At 62.7% G+C, this 14,645-nt stretch carries 16 protein-coding genes; 7 read left to right on the top strand and 9 right to left on the bottom strand.

The genetic code is table 11. The features are described from left to right. Nucleotides 1-43: 43 nt before the first annotated feature. Entirely contained in the window at nt 44-1,045 is a 1,002-nt protein-coding gene (locus CDV46_RS11425; protein ID WP_087722569.1) for an MBL fold metallo-hydrolase, read from the bottom strand. A gap of 122 nt (nt 1,046-1,167) precedes the next feature. Between CDV46_RS11425 and CDV46_RS11420 the strand changes: the two genes are divergently transcribed. Further along, complete coding sequence (locus CDV46_RS11420) at nt 1,168-2,103, top strand: LysR substrate-binding domain-containing protein (protein WP_087722568.1); 936 nt, start codon at nt 1,168-1,170, stop codon at nt 2,101-2,103. On the opposite strand, the gene CDV46_RS11415 is transcribed toward CDV46_RS11420, so the two are convergent. The 4 genes from CDV46_RS11415 to CDV46_RS11400 all read right to left on the bottom strand — a co-directional run bounded on the left by CDV46_RS11415 (nt 2,096) and on the right by CDV46_RS11400 (nt 4,663). After that, nucleotides 2,096-2,605, bottom strand: coding sequence for a hypothetical protein (locus CDV46_RS11415; protein ID WP_254916019.1), 510 nt, complete (start codon nt 2,603-2,605; stop codon nt 2,096-2,098). The genes CDV46_RS11420 and CDV46_RS11415 overlap by 8 nt on opposite strands. Nucleotides 2,606-2,630: 25 nt before the next feature. Then, a complete protein-coding gene (locus CDV46_RS11410) occupies nt 2,631-2,927 on the bottom strand; it encodes an AzlD family protein (RefSeq protein ID WP_087691276.1) in 297 nt (98 codons plus the stop codon). Continuing rightward, nucleotides 2,920-3,651: an AzlC family ABC transporter permease gene (locus CDV46_RS11405; protein WP_087722567.1), complete on the bottom strand. Its 732-nt coding sequence runs from the start codon at nt 3,649-3,651 to the stop codon at nt 2,920-2,922. Before CDV46_RS11405 ends, CDV46_RS11410 begins: the two co-directional genes overlap by 8 nt. 202 nt (nt 3,652-3,853) lie before the next feature. Beyond that, nucleotides 3,854-4,663 (bottom strand): hypothetical protein, encoded by an 810-nt coding sequence (locus tag CDV46_RS11400; protein WP_441339325.1) that lies wholly within the window; start codon nt 4,661-4,663, stop codon nt 3,854-3,856. A gap of 56 nt (nt 4,664-4,719) precedes the next feature. Here CDV46_RS11400 and CDV46_RS11395 point away from each other — a divergent pair, with 56 nt between their 5' ends. The 4 genes from CDV46_RS11395 (at nt 4,720) to CDV46_RS11380 (ending at nt 9,573) form a co-directional block, all read left to right on the top strand. Further along, nucleotides 4,720-5,274 (top strand): hypothetical protein, encoded by a 555-nt coding sequence (locus CDV46_RS11395; protein ID WP_087722565.1) that lies wholly within the window; start codon nt 4,720-4,722, stop codon nt 5,272-5,274. A 168-nt stretch (nt 5,275-5,442) separates the two neighbouring features. Next, nucleotides 5,443-5,910: a sigma-70 family RNA polymerase sigma factor gene (locus CDV46_RS11390; RefSeq protein WP_087722564.1), complete on the top strand. Its 468-nt coding sequence runs from the start codon at nt 5,443-5,445 to the stop codon at nt 5,908-5,910. Then, on the top strand, nt 5,907-6,986 hold the full coding sequence (locus CDV46_RS11385; RefSeq protein WP_087722563.1) for a FecR family protein: 1,080 nt from the start codon (nt 5,907-5,909) through the stop codon (nt 6,984-6,986). Before CDV46_RS11390 ends, CDV46_RS11385 begins: the two co-directional genes overlap by 4 nt. Nucleotides 6,987-7,059: 73 nt before the next feature. After that, complete coding sequence (locus CDV46_RS11380) at nt 7,060-9,573, top strand: TonB-dependent siderophore receptor (protein ID WP_087722562.1); 2,514 nt, start codon at nt 7,060-7,062, stop codon at nt 9,571-9,573. 104 nt (nt 9,574-9,677) lie between these two features. Here CDV46_RS11380 and CDV46_RS11375 read toward each other — a convergent pair whose 3' ends face one another. Continuing rightward, the gene (locus tag CDV46_RS11375; RefSeq protein ID WP_140413346.1) at nt 9,678-10,571 is read right to left on the bottom strand and encodes a dienelactone hydrolase family protein; all 894 of its coding nucleotides are present in this window, start codon (nt 10,569-10,571) and stop codon (nt 9,678-9,680) included. Here CDV46_RS11375 and CDV46_RS27615 point away from each other — a divergent pair. Beyond that, nucleotides 10,465-10,722 (top strand): DUF2530 domain-containing protein, encoded by a 258-nt coding sequence (locus CDV46_RS27615; protein ID WP_140413345.1) that lies wholly within the window; start codon nt 10,465-10,467, stop codon nt 10,720-10,722. The two genes, CDV46_RS11375 and CDV46_RS27615, sit on opposite strands and share 107 nt — an antisense overlap. Nucleotides 10,723-10,850: 128 nt before the next feature. On the opposite strand, the gene CDV46_RS11370 is transcribed toward CDV46_RS27615, so the two are convergent. Beyond that, nucleotides 10,851-11,639, bottom strand: a complete 789-nt coding sequence (locus CDV46_RS11370; protein ID WP_087722560.1) for a helix-turn-helix domain-containing protein — start codon at nt 11,637-11,639, stop codon at nt 10,851-10,853. A 184-nt stretch (nt 11,640-11,823) separates the two neighbouring features. On the opposite strand from CDV46_RS11370, the gene CDV46_RS11365 reads away from it, so the two are divergent. Then, on the top strand, nt 11,824-12,381 hold the full coding sequence (locus tag CDV46_RS11365) for an MSMEG_1061 family FMN-dependent PPOX-type flavoprotein (protein WP_249277730.1): 558 nt from the start codon (nt 11,824-11,826) through the stop codon (nt 12,379-12,381). Between the two features lie 41 nt (nt 12,382-12,422). Here CDV46_RS11365 and CDV46_RS11360 read toward each other — a convergent pair whose 3' ends face one another. Together CDV46_RS11360 and CDV46_RS11355 are read right to left on the bottom strand one after the other, a co-directional pair. Beyond that, nucleotides 12,423-13,166 (bottom strand): FadR/GntR family transcriptional regulator, encoded by a 744-nt coding sequence (locus tag CDV46_RS11360; RefSeq protein WP_087691286.1) that lies wholly within the window; start codon nt 13,164-13,166, stop codon nt 12,423-12,425. Nucleotides 13,167-13,379: 213 nt separating this feature from the next. Further along, the gene (locus tag CDV46_RS11355; RefSeq protein ID WP_254916017.1) at nt 13,380-14,555 is read right to left on the bottom strand and encodes a porin; all 1,176 of its coding nucleotides are present in this window, start codon (nt 14,553-14,555) and stop codon (nt 13,380-13,382) included. Nucleotides 14,556-14,645: the final 90 nt, after the last annotated feature.

The following is a 14,645-nucleotide window of genomic DNA, read 5'->3' as shown; positions in this document are numbered from 1 at the left end:
GCGCACCACGAAGCGTCGATCGATGTCGTCGAGCTTCGTGAAATTACGGCAAGTTGCGACTGCCCGGCTCCTTGTGCCGGATTTCCGCTGAGTAGGGCAGTTGTGTCACGCCGCGCTCATCGATGGAGAAGCTCATCAAATCTTCACCGATAACAAAATTCCCGCGATAGGCCGCCTGAACGCGCTCGCGCAATTCATCCACTGTGGCTCGCGGGATGCCCGGTTGGCTATAAAGCGAGATGTGGGCAAAGACCGCGAGTTTCGGCTGAGTTTCCGCGAGAATTCGACCAGCATTCTCCGGGCTGGCGAGATAGCCATAGAAGTGATTGACGTAATCCGGTGCTGCGCGCTCCAAAGCGCGACTACCGATTGCGACACTCTGCACCATAAGGTCTGCGTGCTTCGAATGCACGACGAGGTTTTCGGAATACGTCGTGTCATCGGTAATGACCACCGCATGCCCGTCGTATTCGATGCGATAGCCGAAGTCAGGTTTGACGTGGCCGTGTTCGATCAAAAAGGCTGTGACCTTCACCCCATCCTTTTCATAAACGGTCCCGGGCTCGACCCGCGTCGTCGTGAAGTGTGTAGCCGGTTCGACTACTTCACCTTCCAGCATGCGCATCCGGTTCTGATCCTTGAACATGAGTTCGATGCCTTGCGCGACGTTCTCTATCCCGGCCGGACCAAAGAGACGCATGGGCGTTTTTAAACGTCCATCATCGGTCGGCAGTGGTGCCGTCGCATAGAGATCGGGCAGTCCGGTGATATGGTCCGAATTCAATAAGCTGATGAAGACGGCGGAGATGTCGCGAAGCGGAACCTGCCGTTGATGCAAGCGCATGGCGACACCACGTCCCGCATCGAACAACAGTTTCTGCGAGCCCGCTTCGACCAACACGCTGATCCCGAACCGGTCGATGTTCAGAATCGGCGTACCCGTACCGAGCAGCGTCACCTTCATCGCTGCCGTGCTCAATGGCGCATAGCCAACGGCACATATCAACGTTACGATCGCTCCACACTTTTGAAGCATGTTCTTCATACGGGTCTCCGGTCGTTTTGAGGTATCGATAAATCTCGCGTAGGTAGCATTACACGGCGCTTCTGTACGTCGGTAATGCTTTCTTTTCAGGTGCTGATAACTTCCCGGTATCGGGGTATTCCATGCCATCAGTCGTAGAAGGACATCTTCTCGCTCGCTTGCGGGCGCGGCATCTGGCGTTGCTCGTCACGCTTGCGGACACGCTCAGCATTCACCGCGCGGCGGCACGTCTTCACATGACGCAGCCCGCCGCGAGCAAATCGCTTCGTGAATTGGAGACGCTGTTCGGCACCCAACTATTCGAGCGCCATCCACGTGGCTTGCGCCCGACGGCGGCGACCCAGATCGTGATTGATCGGGCACGCATCATGCTGGTCGAAATGCAGAAACTCGGCAGCGATCTCGAGCTCATTGCCAACGGTGCGCTAGGCAAAGTGCGCGTCGGCATCATGCCGGTCGCGATGCCCACGCTGTTGAGCAAGGTCTTACAGCAATTAGGAAACGATGCCCCGCGCGTGGTGGCGGAGTTTCATGAAGGATCGCTTGACTGGATGCTGGGGGCGCTCTCGCAGGGCAAGCTCGATTGCGTTATTTGCCGGCTGGGCGACGGCACAGCGGCGACACACTTTCGCAGAGAGGCGCTGTTTGACGAGAGCGTTTGCATCGTCGCGCGAAGCGGTCATCCGATCGCTCGGCGCAAGACCATCACGGCGGCCATGTTGGCATCGGCCGATTGGATATTCCCGGGCGGCGATGCGCCGTTGCGAACATCGATCAGACAATTCTTCACCGACGCTGCGATGCCAGTGCCGGTGCCCAAGGTCGAATGCGTGTCGGTGCTTGCGAACCTACAGATGCTGCAAGACACCGATTGGCTTGCATTCCTTCCTCGGCCAATTGCGCTTCAATATGCGAAGCTCGGTGTCATTGCGATTCTGAACGCGTCGCACGATTGGCCGATGCCAGCCGTTGGATTAGTGACGCGCGCGGAGACACAACAGACGCCGGCGCTGGATGCCTTCGTGAATGCGGTCCGAAGCGTGACCAGCACTAGCTAACCAAATCACAATGAATTTGCAGACTCTCCGTCTCATTGTGATGAATCGAAAACCCTTGGCTGACGAGCGCTGACTTCACCAACGTCAGTGCCGAAGCACAACGTGCCATACGACGCCGCTGCCACGAAGGCGGTGTAAAAACACCTAACGGCAGCATTCGCACACGTCGACCATGCAAACGAAAAGACACGTCGACGTGTGTGCCGTCGACATCATGTCCGTTGCTGCCGAAGATATCGGCGAGTTCGTTGTGTCGTGTGGGGTAGAGCAAGCGGAATACACCGATACCCAGCGCACGAAACTGGCGCCGCGCGAACCCGAGATTTGAAGCTTTCGGCTCGAAGCCCCTCGTGAGAATCAAAGCGATCTCGGGCGGTAATTCATGCTGTATCGCCTGAAGCTTGCTCAGCGCCCGTGCGTCGACATGCACCTGACGCGCAGGCCAGCGCGGCCGCACGATCAGGCCGTCCAAGTCCCCCGGAGACAACGTAAGCAAAGTCAAAGGCACCTCTCGCGAGTTAGCGAAATCAAATCACCTGCCGCAACACCCCGGTCACCACCACGCTGATCACCACCGTCGGCAACAACGAAAACCGGGTCGCCACCAGCAACGTCACCGCAAGCGCGACCAAATCGGCCGGGTTACGCGACACGAAGGCCGGCGCAATCACCGAGATCAGCACGCAGCCGGGCACGCTCTCCATAATCGCTCGCATACGCGGGCTCAACGTGCGATCACGCAGCGCTACAAAGCCGACAATACGCGTCGCATAGGTCGACGCGGCCATCAACACGATGGTCAGGACCGTCATCGCATCAAGCATCTTTCTTCTCCAGAAGGACGGCCGTAAGCAGGCCTGCACACGTCCCCGCGGCAACGTACCAAGCACCCGGCACGAACAGATAAGTGATCGCCGACACCACCAGGCTCACGAACCACGGGCGGCTGGCCTTCATGCCTTTCCACATGCCCCTGAGCAGCACGACGAACACTGCCGTGAACGCCATGTCGAAGCCGTACTTCTCGATATCGCCCAACACCGGACCCAGCACCGCACCGAGTGCCGTGAACGCCACCCACGTCAGCCATAGATTGATCGCGGCGCCGACGTAATACCCGAAGCTGATGCGCTCCTTGCCGCGCGCGTCGGCATCGGCCAACGCCATGGCCCAGCTCTCGTCGCACATCAGGAAGAGAGCGGCAAGCGCACGCCGCAACGGCACGTGACGCATACGCGGTGCGAGCGCCGCACCCATCAGAATGTGTCGCGCATTCACGAGCAGCGACATGGCGATGATCAGCGCGATATGCGGCGGCGATGTCCAGATGCGGATCGCCGTGAACTCGGAGCCGCCCGCGAAGTTGAGGCCGGTCATCAGGGGCACTTCGATGGCGCTCAAGCCCTTCTGGGCGGCTTGCGCCCCGAGCACCAACGCGAAAGGGATAAAACCGACCATCACCGGCAGCGCCGCGCGCATGCCTCGTGCCAATTCGGTGCGAAACGGCGACGCCTGCGCCGCGACCGATGGCGAATACAAGCCACTCATTACACTTCCTTCTACAAAAACGCCGACGCCAACCGCGACGTCGCGTCGTGACATCGAACACGCAGTCTTCTCTTTAGAACCCGTCGCGTGGGAATGCGAGAGCGAAAGACTAGCGCAGCCGACAGGGGGCTGGCTTGTACGATCTTGCGATTGAGGACTTCAGGGGGAAATGACCTGCTTAGGTGCTCACCAGCCTATCCACTTACACGGCATCCGACACCGGCAACCATCGCCCGGAATTCGCGCACAACACGGCGGCGGCGCCGTTCGCGAGAACCTGCGCGTCCTGCGGCATTGCCGAATTCGACGGCAACACGTCGAAGGCCATCCCTAGCGCCTGCACGACACGGCTATCGTCCACCGCTAGTTCCCACGTGAGAAACATCTGCACGTCGTCCAGCGCATTCAAAGGGTTCGCGGGGTTCGCGAAATCGGCTTCATCAAAGCCGTCGTGATCTCGCCGGATGACAGCATGCGGCTGACAGGTGTCGAACACCAGCATCGTGCCGCGCGTCAGGGGAATGCGGTATCCACCATTCCCGGCATACGGGAAATGCACGTCCAGCCCGCAGTCATCGCTCAGGAACAAATTGCAGAACACGAAGCCGCCGTACTGCTCGCCATCGTGGTGATAGCGCGCACCGCGACACGCCATCAGCGCGACATCGCTCGCCGACAGCAAACCCGGCAGCCCTTGCGACGCCGTCCAGTCATACGCCGCCTGCACGCATTGCGAATAGTCCGGCCAACGCATGCGTGCCCGCGCGAGCGGCATCGGTTCGACATCGCCGGCGGCCAATGCCATGTGCGACGCAATGTCACGCGTCCAATCCGCGACCAACCGCTCGGGCGGCGCCGGCACGTCCACGACACCCGACAGCACAACACCGCTCACGCGGCGACTGCGCAGTGTGTCGTCATGCCAGAAGAGGGAAGTGAGGGTGGTCGACGTGTCGTGCACTTGATAGTTTTGAGAGGGGGTGAGGGCCGAACTGGCCAAAAGAAGGCTCAAAAGGCCGTGCTAGGATACGCCGTTCGCGCGGGCACCGCTCCCGCCCCCCCGCCGCCATGCTGATCGACGACTTCCTGCCGCGCTTTGATTTTCGTGAATCTCACGCGATCGCCATTCGCGCGCCGTCCGCTGTCATTCTGGATTGCGTGCAACGCCAGCGTGCGCAGGACGACCCGTTGGTCCGGTTGGCCATCCGGATCCGGGAAACACCCGCGCGGTGGCTCGGCCGCTCAAACCGGCCACCGCTCGATCTCGGCGACTTCACGTTCCTCGGCCGCGACGCCGACCAAAGCCTGGCCTTCGGTCTGATCGGCGCGTTCTGGCAGAGCGATTACGGATTGGTGGAAATCCACTCGGCGGACGCCTTCTGTCGCATCGACAACAACGACGTTTGCCAACTCGTGATGGGCTTCGACGTGCAGACGAACGGCAGGGGAGAAAGCATCCTCACGACGGAAACACGCGTCTTTTGCCCAACGCCTGCCGTCTGGCGCAAGTTCGCCCCGTACTGGTATGTCATCCGCCCGGTCAGCGGCCTCATCCGGCGCCGCATGCTGGCGCGCATTCGCCGCGAAGCGGAAAGTCCCGTGCGCATCGAACGGCAGTCCTGAGGTCGATTCGGAGACCGGCATACCTTGTCACAACCGGCCACGCCACGGCCGGTCTCGTTCCATTCCCCAAAATCCTTCTTGCGTCCCGTTGTCACTCACGGCCATAATGCGAGTAATTCTCATTTAACTTTTCCGTGCGCGGATGCGGCGGGCTGCCGGAAGACTGCCGTGGTTGCGCATTACTACACCGAGCTGGTCAATTTCTTCGCGAAGTCGCTGAACAATCGCGACAACGCGAAAGACCTGGTGCAAGAGGCCTATGCGAAGGTGCTCGCCTTGCAGACGCGCGGCACGGAGATTCGTGACTGGCGCGCCTTGCTCTATCGCACCGGCAAGCACCTGATCGTGAGCGACGCGCGCCGCCATGATGCCGAAGCGCGCATGCTCCAGACGCTGGCGCTCATTGGCGCCGACCATGCGCCGTCGGCCGAACATCACGTGGATATCCGGCAGCAGCTCGAGCGGCTGCTCAGCCGTCTGGAACGCATGCCGCGCAAACGCCGCGACGCGTTCATCCTCGTGCGCATTCACGGCATGAGCTATGTCGAAGCGGCTGGCCACATGCAGGTGTCCCTCGAAGCGATCGACAAACACGTCGTGCGCGCCGTCATGGATTGCGTGAGTTACCGCCCATGAACGCCCGCGCCACCCGGACTCCCGGCACTCCCGATTCTGCCGGCACCACGCCCACCACACCCAACTCGCGCGCGTTGAAGCCGTCTCGCCGCCAGATCGCCCACGCGCTCTCGCTCATTGGACGCACGCATCACGGCGACGCCGATGACGCCGCCGCTGCTGCCCGCGAACTCGCCGACTGGCGCGCCGAGGCCCCGGTGCACGATGCCGCTGCCGGTATCGCGCAAACGTATTGGGAACAGACCGACGGTACCGCGTTGCGCGACCGTGTCGCCGTGCCGAAGCGAAGCGATAGCGCAGCGCGTCACTCTCGCCGCCAGATGCTGACGTGGCTCGGCGTTGGCGGGCTCGCGATCGTGTTCGGCGGCGCTGCACGGCGTCAATGGTTGCAGCCGACGCTGACACTGGCGCTGCGCACCGGCAAAGGGGAAGTGCGCCCGCATGCGTTACCCGATGGCAGCGTCGTGACGCTCGCGCCGCACACCGACGTGCAGATCACCTATTACCGCAACCGCCGCGAGTTTCAACTCTCGCGCGGCGGACTGCATCTCGACGTGCAACCCGATACGTCGCGGCCACTCAGCGTCGCCACGCAGTTCGGCAATGTGCGCGTGCTGGGCACGGTCTTCACCGTGGCGCTGCGCGACGATGGCATGGACGTGGCGGTCGCACGCGGGCGCGTCGCCGTGTGGGCGCGCTCGCCCGACGGCGAGGTCCATGTGAATCGCGACCCCGACGTCACGCTGAGCGCGGGGCAAGCCGTAGGAACCACGCCGCGTGGCATCGGCTCACCGCAAGTCGTCACGTCGCAGAGTGTGGGGGGCTGGCGCGAAGGGTGGCTGGTCTTTCAGGCCACGCCGCTGCCGCAGGCCATCGCGCAGTGGAACGACTTTCTGGCGCAACCGGCGCAGCAGATTCGCATTGCCGATGCCGATATCGCGACCTTGCGCGCGATGCAACTGACGGGCACGTTCCCGGTGTCCGATCCGGCGGGCTTTCTCCAAGGCTTGCCCGCGATGCTGCCGGTGCGTGTGCGCCGGGAGAACGGTCAGGCCCTCATCACGGCACTTCATTAAGTCAAAAACTTTTTGTCTGTCTTTTGCGTTCTCGTGCGTCTTCACCGGGTAAGCCAACAGAAGACTCACGGAAATGACCAGACATCTGCACGCTTTGCCCAACTCGAAACGCTCGGCCACGCTGCCGCATTCCCGCGCCATTGACCTTCGCCGCGACCGTCAGGTCTGGCAACGTGCCACGCTCATCAGCATTGCTGTCGCCTGCCTCTGCGCGGCCTCGCTCCCGACGGAGGTCCGTGCTCAGACCCCCACGGCCGCCAACGCGAGTGTGGCCGCCATGCCGCTCGACCTGACGCTGCCCGCACAACCGCTCGCCCTCACCATCGACGCGCTGGCGCGTCAGTCGGGCGTGGGTATCGGCTACGACGCGAGCCTTGCTGTCGGCAAGGTCGCCCCGGCACTGCAAGGCCGTATGACACTGGGCGACGCCCTCGCACGGGCACTGGCCGGTTCGGGCCTCGCGGTGAGTATCTCGGGCCGCACGGTGTCGATTCATGCGGATACGGTGGCGTTACCCGCGACGAACGTCACTGCCGGTACGCAACGTGTGACCGAGGGCACCGGCTCGTACACGACACGCGTGACCGATGGCGCAACGCGCATGGATCTGTCGCTGCGCGAAACACCGCAGTCGATGACGGTCATCACGCGCCAGCAGATCGAAGATCAAAACCTCATGTCGCTGACCGACGTGCTGCGGCAAACGCCCGGCATCGTGGTCGATACGCTCGACGAGCGGGCGAGCTTTTCGTCGCGTGGCTTTGATCTCGCCACCATGATCGACGGCGTGCCGACCCTCTCGTACGACACCATCGCCGGCATGCGCAATCTGCTGAGCATGGTGATGTACGACCGGATCGACGTGATCCGCGGACCGGCCGGTCTGCTCAATGGTGTCGGCAATCCCGGCGGGGCGATCAACCTCGTACGCAAGCGCCCGGGTAAGGACTTCGCAGGCTACGTCACCGCGGGTGGCGGATCGTGGGGCCGCTACGATCTCGAAGCCGACGTGGGCGGCAAGCTCAACGAATCGGGCTCGTTGCGCACACGCGTGGTCGGCTCGCACACGGCGGGCAACAATTTCGTAGACGACAAGCGCTCGCGCGAAGACGTGTTCTACGGCATTGTCGAAGCCGACGTCACCGACAACACCACGATCTCGGTCGGCTACGAGTATCAGAAGAACAAGATTCACGGCGCCAACTTCGGCCAGAGCCCGCTGTTCTACAGCAACGGTGCCGCGACCAACCTGCCGCGCTCGTTCAATTCCTCCACGCCGTGGAGCCTGTGGAACATGACGACCGATCGCGTCTTCGTCGATCTCGATCATCGCTTCGACTCGGGGTGGAAGGTCAAGGCGGAAGGCTCGTGGACGCGCAATCAGCGCGAGCGCTACAGCGGCGATATCTGGCTGTATCCGGCCAACATCAACGCCAACACGCAGATGGGCACGATGCAGCTCGCGAGCAATCCGGCGTACGGCATCAACAAGGCGTTCGATGTCTACGCGACGGGGCCGTATCACCTGTTCGGGCGCACGCATCAGGCCACGTTCGGGGCGAGCATCAATCACAACGACTACAACTACGGCAACGATTCGGCGGTGCCGAATGCGTTCGATCGACGTCCGGTCAACATTCTCGATCTCGGCAGCATCGCCATGCCGTCGTTTGCCTATCCGCTCAACCGGCTCGGCGGCACGACACAGCAAACGGCGATCTACGCTGCGACGCAGATCAAGCCAATCGATCGCGTATCGGTGATTCTCGGCGGGCGCTTCACGTGGTATCGCGCCACGTCATGGGCGCGGTACTGGAACAACGGCACGAACGGCGCCATGGTGACCGGTGCGCCGATCGAACAGAACGCCGTGTTCACGCCGTACGCGGGGTTGGTGGTCGATGTCAGCGAGGACTTCTCGCTGTATTCGAGTTACACGAGCATCTTCACGCCGAACACGGTGCAGGACACCTCGGGCAATACGCTGGCGCCCAAGCGCGGCAACAACATCGAGCTGGGCCTGAAGGGCGAGCATTTCGGTGGACGCCTGAACACCGCCGTGGCGATCTTCCGCACGTATGAAGACAACCTCGCCGTGGCCGACGGCACGCTCACGCCGGGCGGCACCGCCGCCTACAAGGCGGTGAGCGGTGCGAAGACGCAAGGCTTCGAGGCGACCGTTGCGGGGCAGGTGCTGCCGGGCTGGCAGGTGCAGGCCGGCTATACGTACAGCGCCAAGCGCGACCGTTCCGGCGCGCTGGTCAATCCGACGTATCCGCAGCGACTCCTGCGCATCGCGACAACGTATCGACTGCCCGGCGTATTAAGCAAGGTGACGATCGGCGGCAGCCTGAGCTATCAGAGTGCGATCACGTATGTGGAGACGTACAGCGGGCTGACGGCGCGTCAGGGCGGCATCACGCTGATCGATCTGCTGGCGCGCTACGACGTGACGCGTCAGTTGAGCGTGTCGCTCAATCTCGGCAACGTGACCGACAAGCGCTATTGGGCAGGGTTGGGCGGCTATAACGGCTACACCTATGGCGCACCGCGTAATGGCTGGGTGAAGCTGACATATCGCTTCTGACGCATCGCTTCTGACACATCGCTTCCGAGTGCGCGTGATTCACGCGAGTGATCCGCATGAGCGCCAGACCCGGCAGCGGGCCTGAGCGCTCGTCGCGGACTCACTCAAAACCCGACTTGCTTCAGGAATTTATCGAGCGGCACCGACCACATCTTGCCGCCGTAGGTGAGCAGCATGTGGCCGTCGTGACCGGGCAGATCGTCGGTGTGGACAAACTGCACCGGGCTGCCGCCAGCGGCGAAGGCGTCGAACCAGCCCTTCGGCGCGTCCGGTCCCCAGTACTGGTCGTTTTTCGCATAGAGCCACAGACCGGGGATCGTGGTGGTCTTGCCCATCTCGCCGTAGATCGCCTTCATCTGTTCGGGGTCGCAGCTATGACCCGGCGCCTTGTCGGGTGAGCCCCCGGCCCCGCCGGAAAAGTTGATATAGGCGACGACACCGGGCGGCCGTGCGGCGGCCGTCGCCACCGTCGTGAAGCCACCGACCGAGCGGCCTTCCAGAACGATGCGGTCCTTGTCGGCCCACGGCTGCGACCGTGTCCAGTTCACGGCGGCGAGATTCGCCTCTGAGGTGACCTTCCAGAGTTGACGGAAATCGGGGCGGCGCTTGCATTCCCCTGCATTGCCGAACGATGCCCCCGAGTTCTCCCGATCCGGGCCACCCGTGGCACCATATCCGACACGAATCGGCGCGACGATGGCGAAGCCTTTTCTGAGCCAGAACCGCACATGCCCCTGAAGAATCGGGTGATCCAGCTTGGCGCGCACCAACGGATCGCCGGAGCGGCCATGTTCGAAGATCAGGACGGGGAACGGGCCAGTGCCGCTGGGTTTGTAGACTTCGGCGCGCATCGACACGTCGCTGCCGAACGTGCCTGCACCGGGCATCGGAATGGCGACGATCTCCGGTTTGATCTCAGCCGTAGCCGCAGTCGCGGCAGGGGCCTCGGACTCGTTTTCCTCTGCATGCGCGTACGGTGCGCTGGCGAGCAGCGTCATCGGCAGCATGGCCGCGAAGATCGCTGCGAGGCAGCGGCGGGCAAGTCGGCGAGGCAGCAGGCGAACGCGTGGGGTGGCGGGCATCATTTTTATATTTGCCTTCAGTGAGGAAATGCGGCGAGGAAATGCGGCGAGAAGATGCTGCGAGTGAGCGCGATGATCGAAGCGTAACGAGCGAAGCGCGACTCGGTTCGCCGACATACTACCCCCGCCAAATGCCACCGGGAACAGGTTGCGAGGGGTGCCGCACCGGCGATGTGTTATGCCGTATTACTCGGCTTACGAAGCAAAGTAGCGCCCGGGCGTCGTGTTGAAAGTCCGCCGGAAAAGGGCGATGAATGCGCTGGCATTGTCGTAGCCCAGATCGAGCGCCACGGTGTTCACCGGCGCGCCCGCGGCCAGCAGTTCCACCGCACGAAGCAACCTCGCACGCTGCCGCCACGCGGTAAACGTCAGCCCGGTCTCTTCCACAAAGCGGCGGCTCACGGTGCGCGGCGCGGTATTGGCCCACGCGGCCCATTCGTCGAGCGTGCGCTCGTCGGCAGGGTTGTCGACGAGCGCGGTGGCGATGCGTCGCAAGCGCGCATCGCCCGGCATCGGCAGCAGGAAGGTGTCGGCATCGCTCGCGGAAATCTCGTCGAGCACCACGTTGACGACGCTCGTCTGTCTGCGATCCGGTTGATCCAGATCCCACTCAGCGGCGCGCAACACCGCCTCGCGCAGCAGGCCGGTGACTTCGATGGCGCGCGGCGTGTCGGGCAGGCCGCCACACTGATCGGGGCGCACGTACACCGCCCAGCCGTAAAACGGCCCGTGCGAAAACGCCGCATGCGGATGATTCGGCGGAATCCACACGGCGCGCGTCGTGGGGATGACCCACGTGCCGAAGCTCGTGCGCACGGTCAGCAACCCGGCGAGCAGCCCGAGCAATTGCCCCGAATCATGCTGATGCGTTTGCGACCCGCGAGGCTCGTCGATACGTCCCATCACGGCGATGATCGGCGGATCGGTCGCGTCCATGCAATGCACGCGCGCGATCTTCGGCAGCAGGTGTTCGGGATACGTCATGACGGGTGTCGTGATTCGTTGGGTGCGCGTTAATTGTGGCGTATTTGCGCTATTGAATGGCAGAAATAATCTATCACTGCCACCGGCCCCGGCGATATGCTGCGTCAGCAAACCTGTAAAGGAGGGTACGTCTGTGACACACACCGCTATCGATCTCGATCAACTCTACGACCCGCCGTCGGAAATGATCGTCAAAGGTGTCATGCCGAGTCTGTTGCCGTTTCACGTCGCTTATCTGAAAGCCGCGACGTTCTTTTGTCTGGCTTCAGGCAGCGCACAGGGGCTCGATGCCTCACCGCGCGGCGGCGAACCCGGCTTTGTTCACGCGCTCGATGAGAAGACGGTGGCCTTTGCCGACTGGCCGGGAAACAACCGCATCGCCTCGCTGCGCAATCTGAGCGAAGACAGCCGCGTCGGCATGCTGTTTCTGTTTCCGGGACTTGAGGTTTTCATGCGCATCAACGGGCATGGCCAGATTTCCACGTCGCCGGACTTGCTGGCGCGACTGAAGGAAAACGAGCGCACGCCGAAGACGGCCATCGTCGTCACGATCGACGAAGTGCTGTTTCACTGTGGGAAGGCGATCAACCGCGCGAAGCTCTGGCGGGCCGAGTCGCAACTCGACCGCAAGGCGGTGCCGTCGTTAGGCGAGATGAAGGCCTCGCTCACCGGCATCGATAAGGCAAAGGCGCAGGAGATGGACGAAGGGTATTACCGCGCGGTGCGAGGCAATCTCTACTGAGCTGACCGAGTCGCTTGCGCCGACGGCGTGAGTCAGGTGACTCAGTTTTGCGCCGCCGATTCTTGCGCGCGGCGAAGGCGTTCGCGGCTGTTCGTCAGGTGCGTGCGCATGGCCGCGCGGGCAGCTTCCGGATCGCGGCGGGCGATCGCGTTGTAGATGTCTTCGTGCTCGCGGTTCACGCGATTCAGATACGTCACCTGATCGTCGTCAGCGAGCGCAGCGGAGTTCACGCGGGTACGCGGAATGATCGTGTTGCCGAGCTGTTCGAGGATGTCGTGGAAATAGCGATTGCCGGTGGCGGTCGCCACTTGCAAGTGAAACGCGACGTCGGCCGTCACGGCATTGCCGGTGCGCTGACGTACGTGCATCTCGAAGTCGTCGAGCGCCTGACGCATGAGCTTGAGCTGCGTGTCGGTACGACGGTTCGCCGCCAGTCCAGCCGCTTCGGTTTCCAGCGAAATGCGCAACTCCAGAATGGCCAGCACATCGAGCATCGTGAGGATGCTGTTGGTGTCCACCTGCAACGCGTTCTCGCGCGGCGCTTCGAGCACGAAGGTGCCGATGCCGTGACGCGTCTCCACCAGTTGCGCCGCTTGCAGTCGCGAAATCGCTTCGCGGACCACGGTGCGGCTCACGCCCAGACTTTCCATGATGGCCGACTCGGTCGGCAGCTTGTCGCCGGGCCGGAACGTGCCGGCGCGAATCTGCTCGGACAAGGCGCTCACCACCTCTTCCGTGAGGCTGCGAGACTTGCGGCGAGGACGTGCGGGCAACGAGCTGTTCATGGACATGGCGTCGGATAAAGAGGTGATGACGAAAAAAACGCCCCCAGTTTACCTTATCGACCGTCGCATACATACGACAACCGATAAGAATCGACCGCCGACGCCGGATAAGGCACCGACGGCCCAAAGTGCGCCTTCTCGCGACCACTCATGAAGCACCGGCCGGCGCGCGCACGGCGCCGGCCATCGGAACAGACAACAGACAGGCAGACGTCAGAAGTCGACGCGAATGCCCAGCATGCCGACGAACTGCGAGCTCGTCGACGACGGCGTGGCGTTCTGCGAGTCGCCCACCACCGGACCGGCGTTGATGATGCTCGTGGCATTCGCCGAGAGCGACTTGCCGTTGGCGTGCTGCCACGCTTCGAGCGCATACAGCGACGTGCGCTTCGAGAGCGAATACACCTGCGCCAGCGAGACCTGATGATAGGTCGCGGCATCGTTGATGCCGTTGGCCTTGGACGCGGCCGTATAGCTGTACGCGGCGGCCAGACGCCACTGCGGTGCCACGATCCACGACGCATGCACGCCGGCCGTGTTGAAGATTGCCGTGTCGTGGAACAGCGACGCGGCGCCCGGCTTGTACTGCACGTTGCTGTAGCTCGCGCCGAAGGTCAGGCCGCCAATGGTGTACACACCGGCGAACGCGATGTGTTGCAGCACGTCGGCCGTGACATACCCCTGATTGACGGCCGAGGTGCCGTACGTGCCGGTCGATGCACTGTTCCAGCTCGTGCCGCCGCCACCCACGTTGTTCATGCGCAGGTAACCGGCTGCCAACGACAGCGGGCCGCCGTCATAACGCAACGCGCCGGAATACGTATTGCCCTTGCTGAAGGCCCCCGGTTGTCCGCCGAAACCGTATTGCAGGCTGGCCGTCACGCCCCACAGTACCGGCGACGTGTACGTCACCGAGTTGTTGATGCGGATGGTCGTATCCAGGCCGTCGATATCGCCCGGGTGTGCGCCGGTCGCGCCCGTCACGTAGGCGACCGGGCCGATCGTGCCGACCATCAGGTAGTACGGCGTGTACTGACGGCCGATGGTGACCGTGCCGACGGTGTCGTTCTTCAGACCCACGAAGGCCTGACGATTGAACAACACGCCTGCCGAGCTGAACGCGCCCGTGTTGACGTCAAAGCCGTTTTCCAACTGGAACAGCGCCTTGGTGCCGCCGCCCAGATCTTCGGTGCCACGAATGCCCCAGCGGCTGCCTGCCAGATTGCCGTTGCGCAGATACGTGTTGGACTTGCCGTTCTGGTTGCTGCTGTACGTCAACGCATCGTCGACGATCCCGTACAGCGTGACGTTCGATTGTGCGAACGCCGGTACGGCGCCGGCGGCGAGCCCGGCCAATGCGAGCCCGGCAATCAGTTTCGTTTGTCTCACGACATCTCCTCAGGTGGTGTGTTTTCTTGTGTTTCTGAAATTACGGTGCATCGGTGCTTCAGTACTTCGGGACTTCGGATACCGCGTGTG

Source organism: Pandoraea sp. PE-S2T-3, from assembly GCF_002179965.1.
In the GTDB taxonomy this organism is placed as follows: Bacteria; Pseudomonadota; Gammaproteobacteria; order Burkholderiales; family Burkholderiaceae; genus Pandoraea.
The sequence above is the reverse complement of the archived record's forward strand: the minus strand, read 5'-3'. Positions and strand labels throughout refer to the sequence as shown.